Source organism: Paenibacillus sp. GCM10028914, assembly GCF_042666275.1.
GTDB lineage: Bacteria > Bacillota > Bacilli > Paenibacillales > Paenibacillaceae > Paenibacillus_AQ.
Map to the genome: position 1 here is coordinate 71,303 of NZ_JBHTFO010000012.1, position 24,697 is coordinate 95,999.

General features: G+C 44.6%; 7 protein-coding genes. All 7 read right to left on the reverse strand.

Annotated elements, in window-relative coordinates; genetic code table 11:
- Positions 1-92: 92 nt before the first annotated feature.
- The 7 genes from ACFQV5_RS10620 to ACFQV5_RS10650 all read right to left on the reverse strand — a co-directional run bounded on the left by ACFQV5_RS10620 (position 93) and on the right by ACFQV5_RS10650 (position 24,675).
- Complete coding sequence (locus tag ACFQV5_RS10620) at positions 93-3,104, reverse strand: sialidase domain-containing protein (RefSeq protein WP_379246470.1); 3,012 nt, start codon at positions 3,102-3,104, stop codon at positions 93-95.
- Between the two features lie 48 nt (positions 3,105-3,152).
- A complete protein-coding gene (locus tag ACFQV5_RS10625; RefSeq protein WP_379246472.1) occupies positions 3,153-3,878 on the reverse strand; it encodes a cohesin domain-containing protein in 726 nt (241 codons plus the stop codon).
- A 51-nt stretch (positions 3,879-3,929) separates the two neighbouring features.
- Complete coding sequence (locus tag ACFQV5_RS10630) at positions 3,930-7,025, reverse strand: cohesin domain-containing protein (RefSeq protein ID WP_379246474.1); 3,096 nt, start codon at positions 7,023-7,025, stop codon at positions 3,930-3,932.
- 77 nt (positions 7,026-7,102) lie between these two features.
- Positions 7,103-10,123, reverse strand: a complete 3,021-nt coding sequence (locus ACFQV5_RS10635; RefSeq protein WP_379246476.1) for a DUF4838 domain-containing protein — start codon at positions 10,121-10,123, stop codon at positions 7,103-7,105.
- A gap of 27 nt (positions 10,124-10,150) precedes the next feature.
- The gene (locus tag ACFQV5_RS10640) at positions 10,151-15,037 is read right to left on the reverse strand and encodes a discoidin domain-containing protein (RefSeq protein ID WP_379246478.1); all 4,887 of its coding nucleotides are present in this window, start codon (positions 15,035-15,037) and stop codon (positions 10,151-10,153) included.
- A 237-nt stretch (positions 15,038-15,274) separates the two neighbouring features.
- Positions 15,275-20,680: a glycoside hydrolase family 2 TIM barrel-domain containing protein gene (locus tag ACFQV5_RS10645; RefSeq protein ID WP_379246480.1), complete on the reverse strand. Its 5,406-nt coding sequence runs from the start codon at positions 20,678-20,680 to the stop codon at positions 15,275-15,277.
- A 29-nt stretch (positions 20,681-20,709) separates the two neighbouring features.
- Positions 20,710-24,675, reverse strand: a complete 3,966-nt coding sequence (locus ACFQV5_RS10650; protein WP_379246482.1) for a family 20 glycosylhydrolase — start codon at positions 24,673-24,675, stop codon at positions 20,710-20,712.
- Positions 24,676-24,697: the final 22 nt, after the last annotated feature.

Genomic DNA, 24,697 nt, shown 5'->3' on the forward strand with positions numbered 1-24,697 from the left:
AACAACAAATTGTTTAATTTCACGGCTTGAGAATTATGCCATGAATTAGGCGAGGAGCGATAAAACAGCTCCTATCTCCTCGCCCACTTTCGTTATTCCACTAATTTAGTTGCAATAGCTGCAAGATCAGAGATGTCGATTTTTCCATCCTTATTCAAATCCGCAATCTTCGCTTTATTCCAATCTGGACTTGTTGAGTCTTTGCCATAGTGGGACGCTGCAATACCAAGGTCTCCGATACTTATCTTGCCATCGCCGTTAAGATCTCCTGAAACGCCTGTGTTCTCAGGGGACACTTCAATGGTCAAGGAAGAGCCCGCAACCTGCGTCTCTACGCCGTTTGCATCACCTACCGTCACATTGGATACTTGAATTTCACCAGATTTAGCTTCGAGCAGCTGTTTCGCTTTAAAGCTCAGCTCCATCAGCTGAATATCTCCAGAAACCGCATGATCTTCGCCTTCACTTGCCAGGATAAAGCGGCTCTGTCCCTGCTCAGAAGCTACAGTTTCAACCAGCTGGACCCCGTCAACTAAGGATGCTCCTGATATAAATTCCACAATATCTGAATTAAACTGAATCGTAATGTCTTGTGCATACACAGGATCTTTGATCCTCTTCAAATTGAATTGAACATTGAAATCTTCACCCGAGGCCACTTGGTTAGGACCTGTCAGAGCAGTAGCAGGTTCTTGGCCTTGTTCACTCGTCGTTTTGGATATAATTGCGGCATTCAACTTGTTGTTGCTAGCTTGAGTATCTAACGCTTTCCCGTACACATTTCGAATTTGAAGATTCGAGTTGAATCCTGCTACCAGTGAATACTCACCAGCAGCTAGCTCTGGGAACTCGGTTTCAAAGACAAATACTGTACCCGCAGCATTGGAGCTAACCAGTTGGAACAGGACATCACTATCCCCAAGCTTCCCTTGTAAGCTTCTATCACCACTAAGCATGACATATCGATCGAAAGTTGCTTTAACTCGTACTTTATCCTTAGCCGCGTAACCCTCAGGCTGCAGCGAATCAATTACGATAGAGGCTAATTTAGGATCTGGTTGTATGCCTTGGCGCTGCCATTTGAGATATTCAGTATTGAACTTAATGAAGCTCATCGCCTCACTGCCAGTTCCTTCATAAAATAACCCGATTTCTCCATTGTTCAGATTGGCTAAACTGGAGTAAGCGTAATGCCCCTCCTTTACCAACTGGGAGTACTTCCAGTCGAACTTATATTTCGTTCTACCGTTGCTATGGGTTCCATCTTCCTTAATTAAGCCTACTTTTACCGTTCCGTTAATTCTACTGGAAGAATTCCCAGGGCTCGCAAAAATGACAGCTTCATGCCCGTCAATCTGTCCGTTATAACGGATTGCAGTCATTTGGCAATACGCAGCAATCAAGTCACGCTCCGTCACCACTTCAGAATCCCAAGTTTCACCACCGTCAAAGCTGGTTGCGATTTGAGCGAAACCTGAATAATTGCGCATGAACATCTTCAGCTGACCATCTGGCATCTCTAGCACTTGTGCTTCTGTAATTTCATTGGAAGCCCCGTTAAAGGTTCTCTCATCAAGTGTCACACCGTTTACGATTCGGCCATGGTTTGGAGACTCTCCACGATGCCAGGTTACTCCATGATCATCGCTATAGATCGCAGCGCTAGCTTGCCTATTGTTCTCATTCGTAAAGTACACAGGGAAAACAAGTCTTCCAGCATGCGGCCCCTCCGTTAATTGAATACCCGTACCTGGACCCGCACCTAGAAATACCATCCAATCTTCTTTTACTGCATCATTAAGATTCACAGGACCTTCCCAGGTCAGCCCTTCATCATCACTGTGCCACAGCTCTAAATAAGAAGTCTTAAGCGGCTTGAGAGGGGAATTGTTCAGAAAAATATTACTTACTTTAGTTCCGTTGTTATATAAGTTTCTTAATGAGTCCACGGTATACGTAGTTTTTGCACCTGAGCTGTCATAGACCTCACCATTATCACGGACGGTAAATTCTTGGTTGCTTTGATCTTTTAACACCAAATATTTCGTTCCATTCACACTTTTATATCCACTGCCTCTCTCAGCGGTAGGAAATCCTCCGCCCTCAGGAAATCCAAGAACTAGAGAGAAGATACGTTTTGTGCTCTGATCCTGAAGCAGCGCTTGGTCGATATTTGAGGCATTTCCAGGATAGTCATTGATAAGAATGCCATCATTCTCCCATGTCTTTCCGTTATCAAGACTGCGTCGAACCATCATATCAATATTAGCTGGTGAATCTCCCCCGTGATTGATCCGTTTATCAATACCTGCAATCAGAGTGCCATCTTGTGTGTAGAGGAGTGCAGGTATTCGGTATGCATTTGATCCGTACAACCCCGGATAAAATACAGAATACGGATCTGTGATCAGCGCATTATCCGGCAATGGATTCTGAATAGGATCTCTATTCGTAACGCCCGTAACCGCTATCAATTCTTGATCGCCAAGCGGTTCACTGTAGACTTCAGCAAAATCAATTTCGCCATTAAACGGATAGTTGTTTGAACCCGCTCTTCTTTCAGTTCTACCTAACTGCGAACTGTTTGGAGCATAAATATTGCTTAGAAATTTTCTTGCTGAAGTTGTATCTTGCTTAACGAGCTTTCCATCGAGGAAGTACTTGTAGCCCGCTTCTTTATCAACAACCATAGCCAGTGTGTGCACTTCATTCTCTTTCAATGTCACATCCGCTTTTACATGCGTGTTGGAAGCCGTCTTCCCAGGTTCTTCGTATCGATTCTCACTCCCGATCGCAGAAGGTGAGATATACAAATGAAAATGTCCATTCGGTAAAGTATTATTGCTGAGTGAGAATAAGGACATGATGGAAGAACCCGTATAGCGGAAACGGACAACAATCGTTCCTTCGTCAAGCACCTTAAGAGCATCAACTTTATCATTTAAGTTCGTAAAATTAGCATTTCGAATTTGTTGATTCTCAGCTCTAAGCACGAGTCTTGGATCTACCTGCTCCTGTTGTTCTGCAGGATTGGCTAACGCTGTGAATGGCAACATAGCCGCAAGCATCATAATTGAGAGAAAGATTGTCGCAAATTTTTTCAAAATGATATTCCTCCCTAATAATGGATCAAGTTTCCTGACTACCAATATTTACTCTTGTTCTACTATTTTCTTCGCTACCATGGCCAGATCGGCAATATCAATCGCACCGCTTCCATCAAGATCGAGATGTTTCACCTTATCCCAATCCGGACTACTCGAATCTAAGCCATACTTCGCTGCGATAATCCCCAAGTCTCCAACACTTACCTTGCCATCGCCATTTACGTCTTCAGATGATCCCGTATTCATTTTTATCTGAATCGTTAAGGCTGCCGGATTAATTCCGTATTCTTCACCTTGATCGTTACTTAAAATCGCTTGAGTTAACTCGATAACCCCATCAGTGTCTTGTGTTACACTTGCTGCTTTGAAGCTAAGTTCAACGATTTCAGCATCGCCGATAATCGGATATTGAGTTCCCAAACTTGCCATGAAAACTCGCAGCTTACCGGGAGCACTTGTTTCTGGCTCATTAACAATAATTACGCCTTCTTGAAGAGATCTGATTGAATCAGGAACGTATTCCATGACAGCCGGATCATATTCTAACGTAAGGTCCTGTGCATACACTTCGCTTAAGACATTGGTGATTCCGTATTTCACGGTAAAAGATTCTCCAGGGTTAACAACATCTTTACTTCCAACTAACGTCGTTGAAGTCTCTAATTCAGATGCATCGGCGTTAACTACTGGATTCATAATAGATGCCCAGCTTAAAATAATAGCCATAAGGGTCACCATAACTGCCTTTTGATACATTCGAATACTTTTCATCTTCTTCTCACCCTCATCGTTATAATTTTTAGTTCAGGAATATCTAACGCGTTATTGATTAACGATTTGACTTGCTAATTGAGCAAGATCTGTAATATCGATCACTCCGTCTTTATTCAGATCAGCACGCTTAACTTGCTCCCAATCCGGGCTGGATAGATCCTTACCATAATGGGCTGCTACGATAGCGAGATCGCCAACACTCACTTTGCCATCACCGTTAATATCGTAGATGATCGAATCCGTGCCAATTTCGAAAGATGTCGAAGCTAGTTCGGCAGTAAACTCATTGCCATCTGCGTCCCCGAATAACGCACTTTTGACCTCTACATTCGCTGCAGATTTCCCCTCAGCATGTTTCACTATAAATTGAAGGTTAAAAAGTAATTGATCACCTATCACCGCATTCTCTATGCCATTACTCGCCACAATAAACCGTACCGAACCTGGATTTAGTTCTTTCTCAGAAACCATACTCAAACCAGATGCATAAGCAATGTTAGTGTATTCCAGAACATCAGCGTCGTAATTGAACACAATATCTTGAGCTGTGAATGGATGTCCTGCCTGCTCAACACCGTAATTAACCGAAATCAATTCACCCGGATGAGCCTTTTCTGGTCCGCTAAGTACCGTTCTGAACTCCTGGCTAATCGCGCTATTATCTGGCACTTCAATAGACACCTCATCTACAAGAAAGCTACCAGTCGTATTTCCGCTAGGTACTTGAAGCCTTAACTTAGCAATCGATTTGATGCTAGGCCCTAGTTTCCCCTTGCCCACTCTGACACCGTCTAAGAAGACAATGTATTCTGAGCTGTTACGATCAATAATAGCCTCGAGCGTCTGCCAACGATCAGCTGAATATGGAGTTGGAGAATCTATAAAGGTTCCCTGCCCCGTATAACTCACTGTTCCCGATAAATTCAGACTGAGCTTCAGAACTTCCCCATCTTGAGCATCCAAATAGTGTACACCTAGAGGTGTGTTTCGCTGTCCAGGTTTCACCTTGGCCACCAGTTTCACGGAATCGCTCAATTCAGGAAACGTCCAGACACTCTTGTTAAGCGTTCCTGACTGAGTTAAACGTAACGCTTTACGGTCATCTGTCTGGTTCACCACGATGGGCGGGTTATTGCCATTCGTTTCCCATCCAGAAGGTGACTGACCGATGGTCATGCTCTCGAAATCCTCTGCCGCTGCCTTTTTCCATGAAGATGCAATCTGCTCTACCTCCGTAAGTGAACTAGCTAGCACTTTACCTTGAGCATTAGTTACAGAAATATCGACTGGATATACACTTACAGCTTCACCCGAAGTATCTTGTAATTTGAATTCGGAAGTGATCGTCTCACCTGGTGCCAGATTGGCTATCGGTTTTGTAGCAGGGATGATGATCACATTAGGCTGACTACTCGCAGTTAAGGTTAAGCCTGTAAACTTACCTGCACACGAATTGGTCAGTTCAGCTATAATGACTGCCTTTTCTTGATTCGCAGACGCCTGTTCATATCTGGTATTCAGCGTTGGCGTACACCCTGCTTCCGGTGTTGCTGGTATGCCCTTCCCCTCGTAAGCCCCGATATTTGGAACGGATGCGCTGGAAACTGGATTACTGAAGTAGTCCTTACCTCCATTCTCATTTATCAAGACTCCTGCACCTAATGCTGGTGAACCTTCTCTCAAGCGATAGCCGCTAGGCTCGATCGTTCCAGCGTTCAATAGCATCGGATCAGCCGTAATCGAATTCGTAGCCCAAGAAGGGACTGACGTAAGACGGTAAAACACATTGTGATCCAGCTTGAATTCATTTGAATTTAGACCCCAGCCGACAGAACCTGATCCAGCTTTGTAGACAATGTTGTTGAAGAACTCCACATTCTGAATTGGTGAACCGTTCTGTGAGTAGACATTCGGGGACAAGCCATCTCCAATGTAGATCGTGTTGTTATAAATTTTTCCGTTCACAATTTTGCCGCCACAGCCATGAAGGAATATTTGTGCACGGTCGTTGATCGAGATGTTGTACCTCACAATAAAGTCTTTCGTATTCGCAGAGTCTGGACAGAATAGGAAGAACCCGCCTTCGTTGTTATAGGAAAGGTTGTACTGGAAGGTCACATGATTCGTCGCATGATCGATATCGTAGGCCATGCCGTCCAGTGTACTTATGCCTCCTGTCGTCCGATTGTATTGAAAGGTAATATTATCGGAGTTCGCTGTCCACATTCCGGCATTATAAGATTTAGCACGTACATTAAACCCTTCAAGTTCATTACGTTCGATAAGAGCACCATCTGTCATTTTGGCAACGATTCCGTCTCCTCCAATGTCAGATAATTGATTACCCTGAATGAGCACATCCTTGTGAGGGTACCACGCGGCAGAGCAATCGTTAGCCCAACGGCTAAGATCCGGTCTTTTACACCAATTGGACCAGAAATAGATCCCTCCTCGATCTACAGACTCGATCCTGTTATTCAAGATTTGAATGCCATGATAAGCAGTGGGTGTTATAGACCCTTGTGCTTCCACAATAATGCCGCCAGATGCGTTTCCAAATTTACCTGCACTTGAAGTCGATCCTCCACCCGTTGTTGAAGGCATTTGGCCTCGAACATCGTGTATGTACAAATCACGTAACACAACACCGGGCAAATCTCCAGCATCCACACCTAGAACATAAATACCGCGGCGCGGCGTACGATTATCGCCGGGTGTGAGCAGTTCTAGATCAGATACTTGGACATAGGCCATATTCTTCAATAAAATCGCATTGGTCTGGCCATCGGCATTAATAATAGGTTTTACATCTTGCGTACCATAAGCGCCAATCACGATGGGCTCCGTCTCAGAACCTGAGCCTTTAGGAGCGAATTGACCAAGACAAGTGGCCCCCCGCTTAAACAAAACAGAATCTCCAGGTTGCAGTTCCATACTGTTAATCGAGCTTAAGCTGGAAAAAGGACTGATCAATGTGCCGCTTCCATCAACAGTTGAGGAACAATCAACATGGTAAGCGTTTACACCTATTTTAGGTTTTGCCTGTTCTGCTGCGTCTGCAAGTGCTGTCCTGCTGACAACAACGATGATACATACTAGTGCTCCTGCCAGAAGCATCAGCGATCTTCGGTAAAGTCCTTGCATCAGACGTTTCTCCCTTCAATTAACAAGTAAGGCAGGAGAGCAGCCTCAAGAAAGGCTGCCCTACCTTGTTTGCAATGCTATTCTGTAATTTTTTTAGCAATCAGAGCCAGGTCAGCAATGTCAATCTTGCCGTCCTTATTCACATCTGCACGCTTCGCTTGCTGCCAATCCGGGCTTGTCGAATCCTTGCCATAATGAGCTGCAACGATACCGAGGTCGCCGATACTTACTTTACCATCTCCATTGACATCACTGTCCGGAATTGGAGTTGTATCCGGCTGTACTGTAACACTTGTTGAAGATGAAGCAGCCTGCACCTCTTCTCCCTCTGAATCACCAAGTACAGCTTCCTGTACTTTAATGGCAGCGGTAACTGGCACATCGGTTTCTTTGCCGACAAAAGTAAGTTCTACAATATCAGCTCCTGTTGAAAGTGCGTGCTGTTCACCCTCACTCGCTGCAATTAATCGTATTTTTCCGGAGGAGCTTTTCGTCTCCACAAGGGAAATTCCATCTTTAATCGACTTCGAGGACACAAATTCCAACACACTAGGATCGTATTCTAGATTGATATCCAGCGCGTAAGCAGGATTAGACATATCTTTAATTCCCATTACTACGTTCACCGATTCACCAGGAAGAACTTCACTCTTATCCGTCACAAGCGTAGTACGAAGTTCGCCATCTTCACCTGGTTCATCAATGGCTTCGGCGCTTACAGTGAACTCACGAACGATGACCCATTGGGTCTGTGAGCCGATTGAACGGAAGCGAATAAATCTGGCCTCTGTTCCATCTTCAATCGTGAGTTTTATCTCCGCTTGATTCGTAGATTCAGCAATTGTTCTCCACTCTTTAAAGTCACTGGACACCTCAATTACACCTTGACGAATGTAATCATTCGGTTTTGCCGATGTAGACATAAGCAGGTTAATTTGCTTAATCTTTTGAACCGATTGAAGATCAACTCCCACATAATCTCCGCTAACAGGATTCACATTCGACCAGTAGACCGTCTCCTCATTCCCATCCACGATGTTACCAATATCATTATTCTGGTAAGTTCCAAACGAAGTCATTGGCGCCTGCTTCAGTTCTCCGCGATTCAGCTTATAAATCCAAGCCGATTGCCCGAAACCACTCAGATATCTGCGAAGAGAGTAAGAGTTCTGCAGCATGATGCCATCGAAACGATGGGTGTATAGCAATGCTTGCGCTTGAAGCTTTGCTTCCCTCACTTTCGCCGTATCATTACCTAATCTGTAAAACTCCGCTTCAGTATCTGCAATGGCAAAGTCTATGTTCCATCCCAATCGCTCAATCATAAACGCCATGGAACTTGCGCTTGGGGCTTTTTCCAGAGCAGTAGACAACAGCGATTTTGCCTGCAAGTAATTATTCCGCGCTTTGGTCACTGCATTTAAGTTGTTATAATCACCTGTCGGCTGATTAAATACAGCTCTGCCAGCCTCCTCAACCAGGTTGAAATATTGAGCCATCTCATCGGTAGCGTTACCGAATCTCGCTTGAACATAATTACTAATCAGCTCTTCCGGATTCGAGTCCGAATTCCAGGACATCTTCGCTAAGATTAGGTGCGTAATCTCAAACGTAATCCAATCTCCAGGCTCCGAATATGTGCCGATGCCGTTCATCCCAATAGTTTTGTAATACGGAAGTTCCTCACCGATCAATTTTGGAAATACGACCGGAAGTGAATGGAAAGCATACCTGCGGTAATATTCGTACATGGTAAGATCTCCGCTAAATACGCTGCTCCATTTATTGATCAAATTCACCGACGGTTTGTTGACTGAAGAATTAGGATCGAATACGGAATCCCGATAACTACGGAAGTATGGAGCAAAATCAATCAATATGGACTCATCATACATATACTCACTGCTTGGAGGCTGATCATGTGTGGAATACGCGATCGCCTCAATTCTGACACCAGGCAGTTCTTGCTGTACTTTCGCGTGTAGTTTATTTACGACATAAGCATATGCATTGGCGGAGCTGCCGAACTTTGCGATTACGACAGGAGGCCAGCTAGCGACATCTGGAGGCCATGCGTCAAAAATTCCGATTTCAGGACGCTCCTTCAAATAAGAAATAACCTCGCTTACATAAGTATCTACTGCTTCCTCGTTCGCAATATTGAACACATTGTACCCAGATATGAACCAATCCGGATGAGCAGCTCCGTATTTATCCTTGCGGAGGAAGCTTTCAAACCCATGTCCTCCCACCTCAACAAGGATGTCCCGCTTACTAAGCTCTGGAATCAATTGTTGACGCCAATCATCCCATCGTGTATTCCCTTCAGCAATATAATCATAGGGAACCACTAGTGTATTCAGTTTATTCTTGGCCATCCAATCGATCAGTGCAGGTAAATTTTCCGATGAATGACTCCAGCCTTCCTCAACATACTTTCTTCGAACTTTAAAGTCAGGCTCATGAATACCTTCGGTTAAACTTGAAACCACAACCGTACTGTTCTGAGGTACTAACTCTGCAAAATTGTTGTAATACTTAAAATTAGGAGCAAAGAAATGTACACCCAGACTTTCTAGCATTTCGTAAGCGGAATACAAAGTTCCCCGATCATTCTCCCCAGCGAGTACAATTTGATTCCCTGCTGTCTCGGTCACAAATGAATCTTCTTTCGCTCCGTTAAGCTTGTTGTTAGCGGAACTCAACCACTCAATAGGGAAGCTCGCGCCTTGATTGTTGTCCGTATAGTTCTTAGCGTCATCCCCAGTGACAACAATAAGTGCACTCGATAGGTGATCAAGTCCGCTGCTCTCACCAGCAGGCGTTCCTTTCACGATCGGTACTTTACTACCCGTCATTTTTTTGAGATAACTCTGCAATTCTGCTGCAGCATAAGGCGTCACAGTGGAGCTGCTATCTTTACTCCACCAGATTACGGCTGACTCCACTCGTTTATTGTTGATCAAGGTTAGCCCACTCTGCTTCATGTCATTGTTAGAAGCAGAGGCGCTAACAGAAGGATTCATGGAGAAAGATTGCAGAATCAGACACAGAATCATGACGGGTACAAGACGCTTCGTTAGCACTTCACGAATCACTTTGTACCCTCCTCATCACGAAAAAGATTATTGAACGATTTTTTGAGCAATAACGGCTAGATCCATGAGATCGATCTTCCCGTCACCATTCACATCTGCACGCTTCGCTTGCTGCCAATCTGGACTTGAAGAATCTTTGCCATAGTGTGCAGCAACAATACCCAGGTCACCAATGCTGACTTTTCCGTCGCCGTTAAGATCACCTGATACTCCTCCTGTTTGTTCTGGTTTCACTTCAACAGAGATGGTATCCGGTGCCGCCGACGTCTCGGTTCCATCTTCATCACCTAGGAGTACATCTGAAACGCTAATATTGACAGTGACGGTCTCAGATACTTCTTTGGTTTGGAATGTCAGCTCGGCAATTTGCTGATTTCCTGTTAATCCGTGTTCCGCACCTTCACTCGCCATAATTAGACGAAGTATTCCAGGGGTTTTGGTTGACTCTTCTACAATAGCAACACCTTGGATCAGCGATTTAGCGGACACATAATCCATGCGGTCAGCATCGTATTGAATGGTGATATCCTGTGCAAATACCTTCCCGGAGATGTTGTTCACATCATACCGAACAACAAGAGGCTTGCCGGATGTAACAGACGAATCAGCACTCAACACGGCCTGCACATGAGCCGTTTCCTGCTGTACTTGATACACCGTAATCTCAGCTGCGGATGCAAATTCACCAACACCTTTTACAGCTTCAAGTTTAATGTGAGTTGCTTTCACCGGAACGAAATTCGCTTCCTTAAGCTGTTTATTTCTCAGCCAGTTGCCGCTTGTCACCAAAGTGTAATTCACACCATCTGTGCTTGTGTACACGTTGTAAGCCGTAATTGTGCCATTACCTTCATCCGGCCGAGGCAAGTACCCAAGCTTACTGATGGTATACTCTCCACCCAGATTCACCATAATCGACTGTGGAAGTGGGTCAACGTTATACCACTTCGTATGCCAATGTGTATCTGGATTTCCGTCGAGTGCAAGATTAGGATCGTTTACGCCTGCTTCAGAGCTCGTAGCTTCAGCGCTCATTTGACTTTGCGGAATTTCGGTTAGGTTGCTCTGTCCAGTAACTGTCACCTCACTTGTATCCGTGAACCCGCCTTCTTCCGTCGTCGCGGTAATCGTTGCTGTACCCGGACCTTTTGGAGTAACTATTCCCTTACTGTCTACGCTGGCAACACCAGGATCACTGCTTACCCACTTTACAGTCTTATTACCGGCATTCTCAGGCTCAATTGTCGCTGTTAACGGAACCGGAGCGTCCAGCACCTTGAGTGAGAGTGTCTTAGGGTCAAGTTTAATGCCCGTAACTTTCTGTCCGTCTTCCAGCGGAATGCCGAACAACTTGAATTCGCGAATAGCAGCCTTTGACTCCGCATCAGGCAGTCCAGTGATCGTAATTCTGGCGTATCTACCTTGGCTTCCAAATGTATCTTGAATCGTGCCAGTTGCCTGGTTTTCGGTTCGATTCGTTACCGTAATCCAATTGGAGTTTGCAGTCTCCCGAACCTCAATTTTGTACTGATATGCCTTGTTACTGTGTTCAAAAGAAACCTCGGATGATTGAATCGAGTGCATCACACCGAGATCAACCGTCCAGCTATGACCATTGTTCGCATCCGCTGCTGCCCAGTAGGTATCCATGTTTCCATCGTTAGCGTGACCTGCAGGATGCGCTTGATCAGAGCTATCCGCCGTTGCCGGCTTTCCTTCTGAAATTAGTTCTACTGACGGGGCTACCTTTGGTGCTTCGTAGACATCAAGCTCCGAAGCCGATACAAAACCTCCTAAAGCGGCAGTAGCTTCTAACTTGACATAACGTGCAGAAACACTGTCGAAAAGAATGTACTTTTTAAGGTTGTTTCTTAACCAGGTACCCGTGGAAACCTTCGTATAGGTTTCACCGTCCTTACTGACATATAAGTTGTATGAAGTAATGGTTCCGTTGCCGGCATCTAAACGCGGAGCATACCGGAACTGACTAATATTTCGGGTCTTGCCAAGATCTAGAATGATGGATTGTGGGAGCTTGTCGGATCCGTCCCATTTCGTATGCCAGACGGAATTCCGGTCTCCATCAATCGCTTTAGCGGCTTCAGCGCCAGATTGGAAGCTTTTCGCTGATGCTGTCATCTCATTTTTAGGTATTGCTGTCGGTGATGGTTGTGAAAGATCACGATACAAATTGATTTCGGCAGCGGATGCAAGGCCACCAACACCTTCGGTTACTTCCAGCTTCACAAAAACAGCTTCAACCGTATCAAAGCTTACTGTCTTCTCCAATTTGTCATCATTCCACTGTCCAGTGCTTACCAGGCTATAATTAGTTCCATCCATACTTGTATACAGTTTGTAAGCTGTAATCGTGCCGTCCTTGCCGCCATACTGTCTCGGTAAATATTTAAGCTTATTTATATACTGCTTAATTCCGAGATCCAACGTAATACTCTGTGGAAGTCCTGCGCTTCCACCCTTCGTGGTGCTCCATATCGATTCGTAGCTGCCATCCAGTACATTTGCTGCAGGCGTATCCGATGCAGCATTCGTTGCCGTTGCAATCATATCTTCCTGTGGAATACGACTTGGATCGGTATCCTCTTTAGGCAATTCGATTTTGACTGCATCGATAAGCGGAGTTGTATCAGCCGTGAAGCCTGATACCTTGACTTCAAATTCCTGATTTGTTGGTAAAGATGGTGTTTTTACGTAGAGAATACCGCCTTTCTCAGCTGCATCATAATACCAACCGCTTGTAGCCGCATCCCATGCAGCTTTTGTCTGCAGTTCAGCATAAGAGGATCCTCCTACACTTACGGCAGTTGGTTGATCTGGCATGTGGATCGTAAACTGATTCTTACGTGTCTCCAATTTGCCTTTATAATCACCAACACTTGCTCCAACCTTAATAATCAAATCTCCGGTTCCTTGCTCAGGAGCGGTGGAAGTAATTAATGTTTTTGCAAATTTGCCACTGCGATGCTCCTTCGATGTACCATCATCTTCATACATCGTAAAACTCGACGATTTATAAGGATAAATATCATAAGTAATTGGATCAGGAGGGATCTCACCGTCATATAAAGATTCCGGATACATAGGAATGATAGCTCCCGCTTTAACTAGAAGCGGCAAACGATTCAACGGAGCTTCGTATTCATCCAACATTTTCGAACCGTAATGTTCCTCTCCCGTCCAATAATCAATCCATTTACCTTTAGGAAGGTAAATCCCATTTCTCATAGTCGTGTCGGTATACACAGGTGCTACGAGGAATGACTCACCTGACATGAATTGATACTGGGTTAACGTTCCCTTGGAGTTCGGATCATCCGGATAGGAATAGATCATACCTCTTACTTGCGGAGCTCCGCTCTCATAGGCTTCATTTAAATAGGTATACAAATATGGGGTCAATCGCTGTCTTAGCTTCAGCGCTTCTCGGTTGTAGCTTGTATAAGGTTCACCCCATACCCATGGCTGCTTATCTTTCGCGGCCCAGCCGGACATGTTTATCAGAATAGGAGTGAATATCTTCCACTGCAGATCCCGTACGTATGTTTTAGCGCTTCCACCAAAAATCCCATCGACATCCCCGGTCGAATAAGGAATTCCGGATAAACCCGCACCAATCATAGAAGGAATATGGAAACGAATATATTCCCAGTTCCCCGACTGATCTCCTGACCATACTGTAGAATAACGCTGAGTGCCCGCCCAACCACCAACGGACCATACATAACCTCGGCTGTCCGAATTATCTTCAATCCCTGTATATGCCTGCTTGCTTGCGCCTAAAGCAAAGTCATACCCAGGTCCAACCCAGGCTACATCGAGTTTCGCTAGTCTAGTGCCATCTACGCCTACTTCCTGTGCAATTTTATCTACCCCATTTTGGGTCCATAATCCGGTATAAAAACCTTCCTTATGGAGTTCATCCACCGTGTATTTCAGGTCCTGATAACCACAGCCATATCCGTCATTCGGTAAAATCCAGGCTCCTGGCATATCATGTTCACGGTATTTTTTTGCTATTAGATCAACAACGTCAGAGGTCTTTTCAGGAGCTCTGTTATAACAATCCGCATCCCCAAGACCCATTCCCCAACGCGGGATCAAAGAAGGTTTACCTGTTAGATCTGTGTAAGCATTTAAAATGTCTTTCATCGTCTCACCATAAAAATAGTAAGCATCAAAACGGTTCTCGTTATGGGTCAAGTTAACAGTCGTGTCGAAATCATATGTACCGCTTTGAAACGTGTTTCGAAGAACACCATATCCTGCAGTACTCAAGTAGAACGGCGATGGATTGGATACCGTTCCGCTTCCCCAGTCTCCATAGTTATTGGCAATCGCAATTTTACGATCACGATGGTTGAAAAATCCATTTTGCATTCCGCCACCGTAATAATATTCGTCCTCACCTCTGACCAGTTGCTGGGATGTGGACTGTCCGTTGTAGTTCAAACCTGCTGCTTCTTCCCATACCACGGTTTCGTTATCACTTTTGTACATAGCGAATTTCAAAGGGCTTTTGTAAGCTCTCAGTATAAATTTGTTCGTCTCCATCTTGTAATAGCTGCCTTCATCGGACCATTTTACTTGTACCGATCCGAAATCTTCCTTAATAACAATAGGTTCAATTGGTTTTTCGGTGCTTTTGCCTGTCAGTTCCTTAAATTGACCATTCACGCCAAGCCATATCCTTACCATGTCTTCTCGCTGAAAAATGATTTTAATCTTATCTGAACCAGATGTGATTTCAAAGGTATTATCATTCTTCTGAGCGAAATCGGAAATGTTCCCCACGGTAGCACCATGGGCGATTTCCGGGCGTAGCATGAGCCCTGTAAAGATAAGGATCACCACTGCAAGCATCCATGTACCGAAGCGATTAATAGTCGTCGTCAATCATTTTCCTCCATTCAAATGATTCATTGATCTTGCCGCTTACTCTATTTCTCCACTTTCTTGCCCCCGTACCCTCAATACTCTAGCGCTGATTATCACCTCCTTGATCTTGGTGTTAAATTCATTGCACTCACTTCCTAGAAAATAAATGAAGCGGCAAGACAAGATACTACAGCATTAGCTGTGATGAAATCCCTGTCTTGCCGCTATTCATGATGTTATAGGTCTTTCGTTTTTTTACTGAAGTATTTTCTGTGCGATAAATGCAAGGTCACTAATGTCTACCTTACCGTCTTTGTTCACATCGGATTTTTTGTACTTGTTCCAATCTGGATCTGCAGAAGTTTTTCCATAAGCAGCCGCAGCGATGGACAGGTCACCGATCGAGATTTTACCATCTCCATTAAGGTCACCGATCTCACCTGTTGGTTTGATTACAGAGTCCAGGAACGTGTTCAGTGCATTTGTCAGATCAAGGATCGATTGATCGACCTCGGATTGTTCAGCACTTGAATCGTCAGCGACAACTTGAGCTTTATCAATTGCAGCCTGGAGCACAGCTTTCGATCCAACCGGATACTGTCCTTCATCATTACCTTCTTCCGCCGCGTCAAGCTTACTTTGAGCGTCGGCAATAAGGGCAATGAGAGCTTCCTTATTAACGATGCTGCCCTTCTTGATATGAATCTGGTGTGAACCACCAGTCAGCTCTTTTTCCTCCCCGAGGCTGTTAGCGATCAGCAGCTTAGCAAGCGTAATTGTAGCGGTTTGCTCTGCGTCTGTTGCATTTGCACTAAAGCGGAGCTTCAGTGTTTCTCCCTTGGCATCTCCTCCATTTGGATTGGCAAGAATGAGTCGAATTTGCCCTGAAGTCTTCAGCTCATTCACAATCATCGTATCCTCATCTGCTTTTTCAGTGGAAATGTACTCTAGTTGTGTTGGATCATACGTAAAAGTTAAGTCCTGAGCGTATGCTTCTTGAGGTGTGTTGCCAAGGTTGTAAACCAGATCAAAGGTCTTCCCAGCTGTAATTTGATCCGGACCTGTGATATGGGTATCCGTTGCAGGTTCCTGCTCTTCGCCTTTGATCAACTTGGCGTCCGCCCAGTCACCATGGTCTTGCTCGTTACCGTCTCCATTATCAAGGACAACCAGTTTTAATTCCTTGACACCACTAATGTCTAAGCGAACCTCTTTCGCTGGTGTAGCAGCTCTCATTAATCCACTGTCATAGGCTTTTTCCCCGTCAAGAAACACCTGGAACACGACTGTGTTCTTACCAGCAGCTGTACTCCCAATTTCTTGGTCAACCCCAACGATGGTTTCAAAGGTTTTGAAAGACTGTCCGCTCAAATCATAGATAATTTCTGAGTTTGCATGCGTCCCAATACCTTTTTCATAAGTTACGACTCCAGAAGATCCCATGAGGCGGATCGGGTTGCCTTCCACACTCTTATCCTTCTGTACGGTCATCCAGCCCGTAGTCGCACTTTTCCAATTCATATCACTTAAATAGTAATCCACCACATTGAACTTAATTTCGTAGGTTTGGGTTGTCTTACCGTCCTCAGATGTTGCCGTAACTACAGTTGTTCCCGTGAGGTCCTTAGCAGGTTTGATATCGATAACGACGCTCTCACCCGCTGTTACAGCGGTAACCACAGGCACTTTAGTCGTGCCCCGCAGCACGTTATAGGTATAGCTGGATTTCTCCGGATCAAAACCGGCAAGAGCTTTTCCATCGACTTTAATAGCTTGAACAAGATGTATCGTTGAGACTCCTTTACTCAAGCTCATAAGATCGTTCGTGTTCGCAGGAATTGGTCTAAGCGTATAGCTATAGTTGTACGTCTTATTAGCTAGAAGCATATATGGAGCATGAGGCTTAGCTCCCCAGCTGTTGTCACCTCCAAGTCCCATCTGTTTGTAATTCAACCGAAGTGTAATATCCTCGCGATATTGCAATTCATGAGGATGTTTCGGACCGTCCAGATCCTCCGGTGCATAATGCAAGGCATTCGCTTCAATGACTGGACTTCCAATGGCCATGAGTCCTGCCCCATCATTATTGGTGAGTGCAACCCAGCGTACATCCGTTTTATTCCCCGTCTCCTGAGGTTTAATATAAGGGAAGAACTGGTCTTTAACAGCACCGCTATACTGACCAATATCCGATCCAGAATTACGATCCTGATAGTTCTCTACCGGTCCCCTTCCGTACCAAGTCATCTGTTCGAACTGTCCAGGGATCATTATTAGATTACCTACTTCAGGAATTTCTGGCAGGGTTGCAGCGCCCGGTTTCAGTTCGTTTGATACCTTGATATCTCCGTTTGCAAAAATCGTATACGATGTCTTATAAGAGGATGCCGTTGATGTTGGAAGTGTTTCTTCCACATCAATTCGTACTGTCTTTTCTCCAATCTTGGTTACTTGAACACGGTTCACGGTTCTATTCTTTCCTGCGTTTTTCCAAGTTGCCGTTCTATTTGGATGACCATTTCCAACATCATTATCAATCGGTGCTCGCCAGAAGTTCGGAACTGGTCCATTCTTGATCAGGTCAGTTCCTTCATATTGGAATGAACCGAGCGTACCTGTTGATTTGTTGAACACAATCTCCATATCTTCTGTTGATACAGTTACTCGCTGATCATTTTCCTCCACCGTAAGTTCCGGCATTTTTGAAAGATCCAGAACCGGTGAGTTCTCCACATCTACAGGCAGCTTGAACTGCTGCTTCGCAATTTCGTGCCCTTTTTCCGCCCATAATTTGTCTTGTTTCAGCTTAAAGCTGATGTTAATCCAGTACTCTACTCCAGGCTTGGAAGTTGGCATCTTATAAGGAAGAGTTATCTGTTTTGTGGAAAGTCCAGGGATATTAAGTGCCGATTCATCGATAACTCCTTGTTCGATCACCTGATTATCGGCTTTTACTTCCCAGGTTCCTTCATATTCATTTAAATTTGTGAACAAAAACTCGTTTTTAAGCTCGATTTTACCAGTCGATAAATCAATGTCTTTAACCAATATGTCCTGATAAACCTGCTTTACTTCTAACAGTTCAGGCTGAACAACACGTTCCGATGTAACCAGTCCGTTAGCCGAAAAATTACCGTCATTCGGAGAATCTCCATAGTCTCCACCGTAGCCAAGGTATTCAATGGATTCCAGCGGCTCAGACTTCGCATTCGCAGGATTAAAGTCCATCCATAGTACGGTATTTTGGTTTGGTGTACGCGTATTGTCATTCAGCTCTTCAAGCGTTAACCCCTTGTTGTAGACACGCACTTTATCGAACATCATGTTTGAAGTTCTACCTAATTGTGCGTCCTTACCAATTGTCAGAGGATGAGAGTTAGCAGAAATATTTCCTGTAAACGCTCTGGTTGCCACGATCTTTCCATCTACAAAAAGCTTCAAGTCCGTTCCGTCATAAGTACCTGCAACATGATGCCAGTTGTTCAACCAATTTGAAGGCAAATCCGCAGTGGCTGCTGTCCATACACCATTTCGATATACAAAAAACTCAAGCTTGTTATTCCCGTTCATTTTTAAGGAAAATTGAGTATCGCCTTTTGCCACAATTGGGCTGTTCGCAATGTTAGCAAGTGGCTTCACCCATGCTTCCACCGTTAATGGACCCGTAAGGTTAAACTTCGATTCGTTCGGCAGTGTCACGGAAGGAGACACGTTGCTGTTCGGCTTAAGTACGCCTGTAACATCACCGTCACTCGCCTCAACAACACCTGTATAATCCGCTTCAAAAGATTGGCTATCGTCTGTCAAATAAGTTCGCTCAGATGGTGTCTTTAACCGAACGGCTTGATCGACCCAATCCCAAATGTACGCACCTTGCAGATTCGGGTATTTACGAATGACATCCCAATACTCTTGCAGATTTCCAACGCTGTTCCCCATCGCGTGAGCATATTCACACAAAATATAAGGACGCGGATCACTACTCTTCGCATACGTCTCTACGGTTGAAACCGGGGAGTACATGTGGCTGACCATATCGGTAACTCTTGCATCGTTGTACCCTTCATAATGAATCGGCCGTGTTGGATCCAGACTACGAATGTACTCAGATTGTGCGATAAAGTTAGAGCCCGTTCCGGATTCATTCCCAAGCGACCAGATCAGAACCGATGGATGATTCTTATCTCTTTCCACGAGGCTTGCCGAACGGTCCTTAACATTCTCCAGCCACTCCGGTTTATTCGTCGGAATGGAATTCCAAACCCCGTGAGTTTCAAGGTTCACTTCATTCAAAACATAAATGCCGTAACGGTTCGCCAGATCATACCAAAACGGATGATTCGGATAATGAGACGTCCGCACAGAGTTTATATTGTACTGCTTCATGAGTTCGATATCTTTAATCATGAGATCCGGATCGAGCGCGCGTCCCGTGTCCGGACTTGCTTCATGACGATTCACGCCTTTAAGCAAAATTGGCTTACCATTCAGCTTCATTTGCTGTTTTCCACTGCCATCATCCGCTACCTCGACTTCAAACTCCCGGAAACCGACTCTTGTACCAGCGGCTTCAATCACCTTTCCGCTTGAATCCTTCAGACTGAAGACGAGTGTATACAAGTTCGGTGATTCAGCCGACCATTTCAAAGGATTCGTCACCTGTTTCGTTCCGGTCACTTCCACCTCTGATTTTCCATTCAATCTGGCATCCATAATGATAGGTTCTTGAAACACCGGTTGCTCATTCGCATCGAATAGCATAGCTTCAACGGTATGATTACCAGGAGTATCATCTGTTAAATTGCGGACATCCACCTTCAAATTCAAGGAAGCATCTTTATACTCCGCATCTAAATCCGTAACTACGGTAAAATCACGGATTTGAACCGATGGTGTACTGAACAGATAAACATCCCGAAAGATTCCGCTAAGACGAAGGAAATCCTGATCCTCGAGCCAACTACCGTCCGACCAACGATACACTTCAACCGATAGTTTGTTTTCACCAGCTTTCAAGTAAGGGGTAATGTTAAAGTCCTTGGCTGTAAAGCTATCTTCACTGTAACCAACCTTTTCACCATTCACCCATACATAGAATGCACTTTCCACGCCCTGAAAAGAGATGAATGTCTGTCTGCCATCCCAATTAGCGGGGACGGTGAATGTCCGCTGATAGGAGCCGACTGGATTATATTCCGTTGGAGCAAATGGCGGTTGAACGTTTGTGCTGTTTCCATTTCCCCAGAAAGGGTATGTCACATTCGTATAGATAGGAAAATCATACCCCTGATACTGCCAATTCCCCGGAACCTTGATGTCTTTCCACGCACTTGTATCGTAAGTTTCTTTGTAGAAATCAACCGGCCTGGAAGCTGGATTTTTCGCCATATTAAACTTCCATTGTCCATTTAGTGACTGATAATAAGGCGAGGGATAGTCAAGCATCGCTGACATCATATCCGCGCCTTTCAGCGCGGAATTGACATCACCATAAGGGATAAAGGAAGCATGGGGAGCTTCCCTGTTAACTTGGAAAACTTCCGGATTGTTGTTCCACTCCGGATAATCTGGCGAAACGGCTGCATTCGTGTGAAGTCCTGTGAAATTAGCAGAAATCATGGAGAAGAGTAATAACAACGGCAGAACTCGCTTTAGCTTCATTCATTCTCACCATCCACTCGTTTTAATAACTAATTAATAACGATGTCTTGCGCTACCAGCACTAGATCCATCAGATCGATTTTACCGTCGCCATTAAGATCTGCGTGTTTCACCTTATCCCATCCTGCGTCTGCAGAAGTCTTACCGTAGTTCGCTGCTACAATAGCCAAATCGCCAATGCTGACTTTACCGTCACCGTTCAAATCTGTAGAAGGTTCAGGATTCGTCGTCGTTGTAAACTCTACTTGAACCGATGAAGCTAGTGCACTTGTTTCCTGTCCTTCGCTATCTCCCAGAACTGCACTCTTCACAGCAATACGTCCAGATTGTGGTTCTGTTAGATCCTTTGCCTTAAAGGTAATATCAACGACATCGACATCTCCTTTAATTTCTTTCCCAGAACCTTGACTAGCCAAAATCAGCCGTACGACTCCTTCTGAATTCTTTGTCTCAAGGACGCCAACGCCATCCACTAACGAATTTGCGGATACAAAATCCATCAGCGAAGAATCGTAGTCAATCGTGATATCTTGCGCATACACGGACTCCGTAACATGTTGAAGACCTAGCCTTACATCAAAATTCTGTCCATACGGAATGGTTTGTGGAGCTGTTAAACGTGTCGCTGTCTCACCTGGAACATCTGAAACTACGGTAACCTTGCTTACAGCTTTATGTCCGCCGGACACGGTAGTCGCAGTAATATCAGCTGTACCCGCCTTGAGGGCAGTGATGACGGCTTTCCCATTTTGAACTTGAACCGTAGCAACAGTCTCATCACTGCTGGACCAAGTCACTTGCTTATTCGTTGCATTCCCCGGTTTTAGTGAAGCAGTTAGCACTTCTGTTTCTCCTGCATTCAGTGAAATCTCAGCTTTATCCAGCTCGATACTCGTTACCGGAACTTCCGCAACGTTATTGCTGTACATAAAGTTATCAAACACCGAGACAGATGGACCGAAGACTCTGCCTCCCATTTTTCCAGCTTCTGTTGGAAGCTGCGCAATAGCACCCTCATAATATGTCGTGCCATTGACAGTCAACGTCACATGCTTACCTTCAAACTTGACCTTTACTGTCGCTGTCTCACCTTTTTTCAACCTTGCTCCCTGTGCGTTGGTTAATGCACCATAAGTATCTTGTGCGTTCACCCAATACCAAGACCCTTGGTCAAAGCCCACATATGCCCAGGCATCATTATTGACATAACGGAAGACAACTCCAGATCGAATCGTATCCGTTTGCGGAGTAATCTTGAACTCGATTTCACCATCACCGACGATTGGAGATTGCTGATCTACAAACAGATTGTTCACACTGTTCGAGGTGAACTTGACGGCATGTTCTCCTGCCTGATCAGGTGCTTCAACTAGCTCCATTTTCCCTACGCCTTTACCAATAACATGCTCCCATCCATCCAATGAATTGTTCTCAAAGTTTGCTGAATATCTCACTGGCTCCGGAACATCTACAGGATCATCTGGATTAGGTGCGTAGATTTCAAATTCATACATGGAGTAACCATAACTTCCAGCGCGTTTTGTGCCCAGCATTCGAACATATCTCGCCTTTTCGGTCGGGAATTTAATGATTTCTACGCCACCAACTCCAGCGCTCGTCGTAAATACGTCCCGCCAGTTCTCCGCATTATCGGATACCTGAACTTTATATCCCTTCGCATAGGCGTTTTCCCATGTAAAAACAACTTTGTTTATGTCCATGCTTTGGCCAAGGTCAACGTAGATCCACTCATTGTCCGTATACTTAGAGGACCAGCGTGATGCACCGGAAGTGATCTCATCCACAACAAGGTTAGCTGAAAATTGAGGTACTTCAACGGATGAAGCTACCGCTGTTTTGTGTGCAGCCAAATTGATCGTCCAATCAGGCGATCCCGCCTCTTGTGCAATTTCCTTGCCTGAAAGGGTACGATTGAAGATCTTAAACTCATCGAGCAGCCCCTTAAATGAATTCGACTTGCTGCCAACAACCGCTGTGTGAAGATATGTTGTTTCCGAAACGGTTCCTTTTAGCTCCCCATCAATAAATAGAGAAGTTCCGCTCAAATCGCCTTTGAACGCTACATGTACCCAACGCCCGACCGGAATCGCAGCTTTAAAGTTGAAATCGTAACCTTCTCGGCTAAATCCTGCATACGGGGTGCCTTTCTGTTTCAATTTAAGAGCACCATAAGCAGATTCCATCAATATCATCTCATCTGCCTCTTGTTCATCAAGCTTAACCCAAGCTGAGACAGTCCAAGGAAGACCTTTCACCTTAAGAGGTGTTTCGATGTGATCTGAAACGCTTCCGAATCTCACAGCTTTCCCTGTTTTGCCTTCGTCCACATAAGTAACACCATTACTCTTTGTTCCATCGTAAGTATTGCCCGACTGATCAACTGTCGTCTCTGTTCCCTCTTCGAAAGGATAATGAACAACAACATCGCCAGCAGATTCAACTTCCAGCAAAAGATTTGTTCCAGGACCTTCTCCTAATTTTGCTGCTAATTGTTTAAACTCGGCATACGTGCCATCAGTGGATTTCCCTCTCCACATTTTTTCGGCTAGGACAGGCATCGCTTGCTTTATCCGGTCATGAGCATCGGCTTCACTCACTTTTTTGCCCATCATATCGTGCCATGCACCGAACATACCGCCAAGCAGATTCGGTTCACCTTCCTGAAGACGGACATTTCCTCCGAAATTGGTAGGGTCCCAGTTGTTATAAAGCCACTCAGAATTCAGATAATCATAGTAATATCCAGCCTTCGGCACGATGTATAGCAGGCCATCCACGGTATTAATGATTTTAAATCCTTCTTGAACGGATTTGACCGGATCCTGCCATCCGTTATTCCAAGCGTTTACTGCAATATCCTTATCCACTGGTGTTGATCCAGGGAATGCAGACAAACTGCCCCACATTCTTGCTTTTTTGCCTTTGCTCTTAAAATGTTCATTCATCGTATTGAGGAATTTTCGATAATCCTCAAATGTGGACCTATCATTCGGAGCGAATTCATCTGCTCCAAAATGAAATGTTTCCGCATCAAACCACTGTCCGTCCAAATATTCATCCCATACATCCTTGATGAAATCGACAGTTTCCTGACGAGTAATATCCAGATGATCGACAGGTAAATTGTCTTTGACCAAATCAGGTCTAACTATAGTAAAGGATAGGGCGTGACTTGGTGTATCAATTTCCGGTGTTATCGTAAGTCCTCGAATTCCCGCGATATCCTGCAATTCCCTCATATCCTGCTTCGTGTAATGCCCATCCTTTGCCGTTAATTCCGGATATTTGGTACTTTCTAAGCGGAAAGCCGTGTATTTGTTCCAATGCTCCCGACTGTTATCCTTAAAGATTTCGTTATCGTTCAGATGAAGCTGAAAATCATTCATTTTATAATAGGACATAAATTTAGCGTAATCCTTCAGGTAATCAATCGTGAAAAACTTGCGCCCTACATCAAGCATAAAGCCACGTTCACCATACTTAGGGAAGTCCTTCGCTACCCCTTTCACAATGCTCGACTTCTCAGGATCCTGCTCCAAAATTTGAAGTGCTGTTCTAGTTCCATAGAACACACCAGTCTCGGTGTTTGCATGGATTTTCACGTAATCTCCAACTTCAAAGAAGTACCCTTCTTTACCGATCGTCTCGTCGGCTTCTTTATCAATCATTAGTAAGAAATCACCTTTAGAAGCTGATTTGGCAACTACTACGGGTAGATCATATCCGGTAATTTCTTGAAGATCTTCTTGAAACACTTCAGCTACAGCAGGTAACTTACAAGAACAGGTGTTAGTCGTGATTACGATTCGAGAACTCGCGGTCATCTCAAACGAACCGCTGCCTCCCGTCCACTCTTGAAGACTTGGAATTACTTTCGGTTTGGCATTTTCCCCTACCGCTGCGGATGCCGCTTGAAGCGGTATCAAATAAAATAACAAACAAAAAATAGTTAAAGCAGAAACCCATCTTTTCAATTTTCTCATCCCCCAAAATAAT

What these genes read in the sequence shown, in the direction of transcription:
- ACFQV5_RS10625 (WP_379246472.1), bottom strand. Translation starts at nt 3,878, where the DNA reads ATGAAAAGTATTCGAATGTATCAAAAGGCAGTTATGGTGACCCTTATG.
- ACFQV5_RS10630 (WP_379246474.1), bottom strand. Translation starts at nt 7,025, where the DNA reads ATGCAAGGACTTTACCGAAGATCGCTGATGCTTCTGGCAGGAGCACTA.
- ACFQV5_RS10645 (WP_379246480.1), bottom strand. Translation starts at nt 20,680, where the DNA reads ATGAAGCTAAAGCGAGTTCTGCCGTTGTTATTACTCTTCTCCATGATT.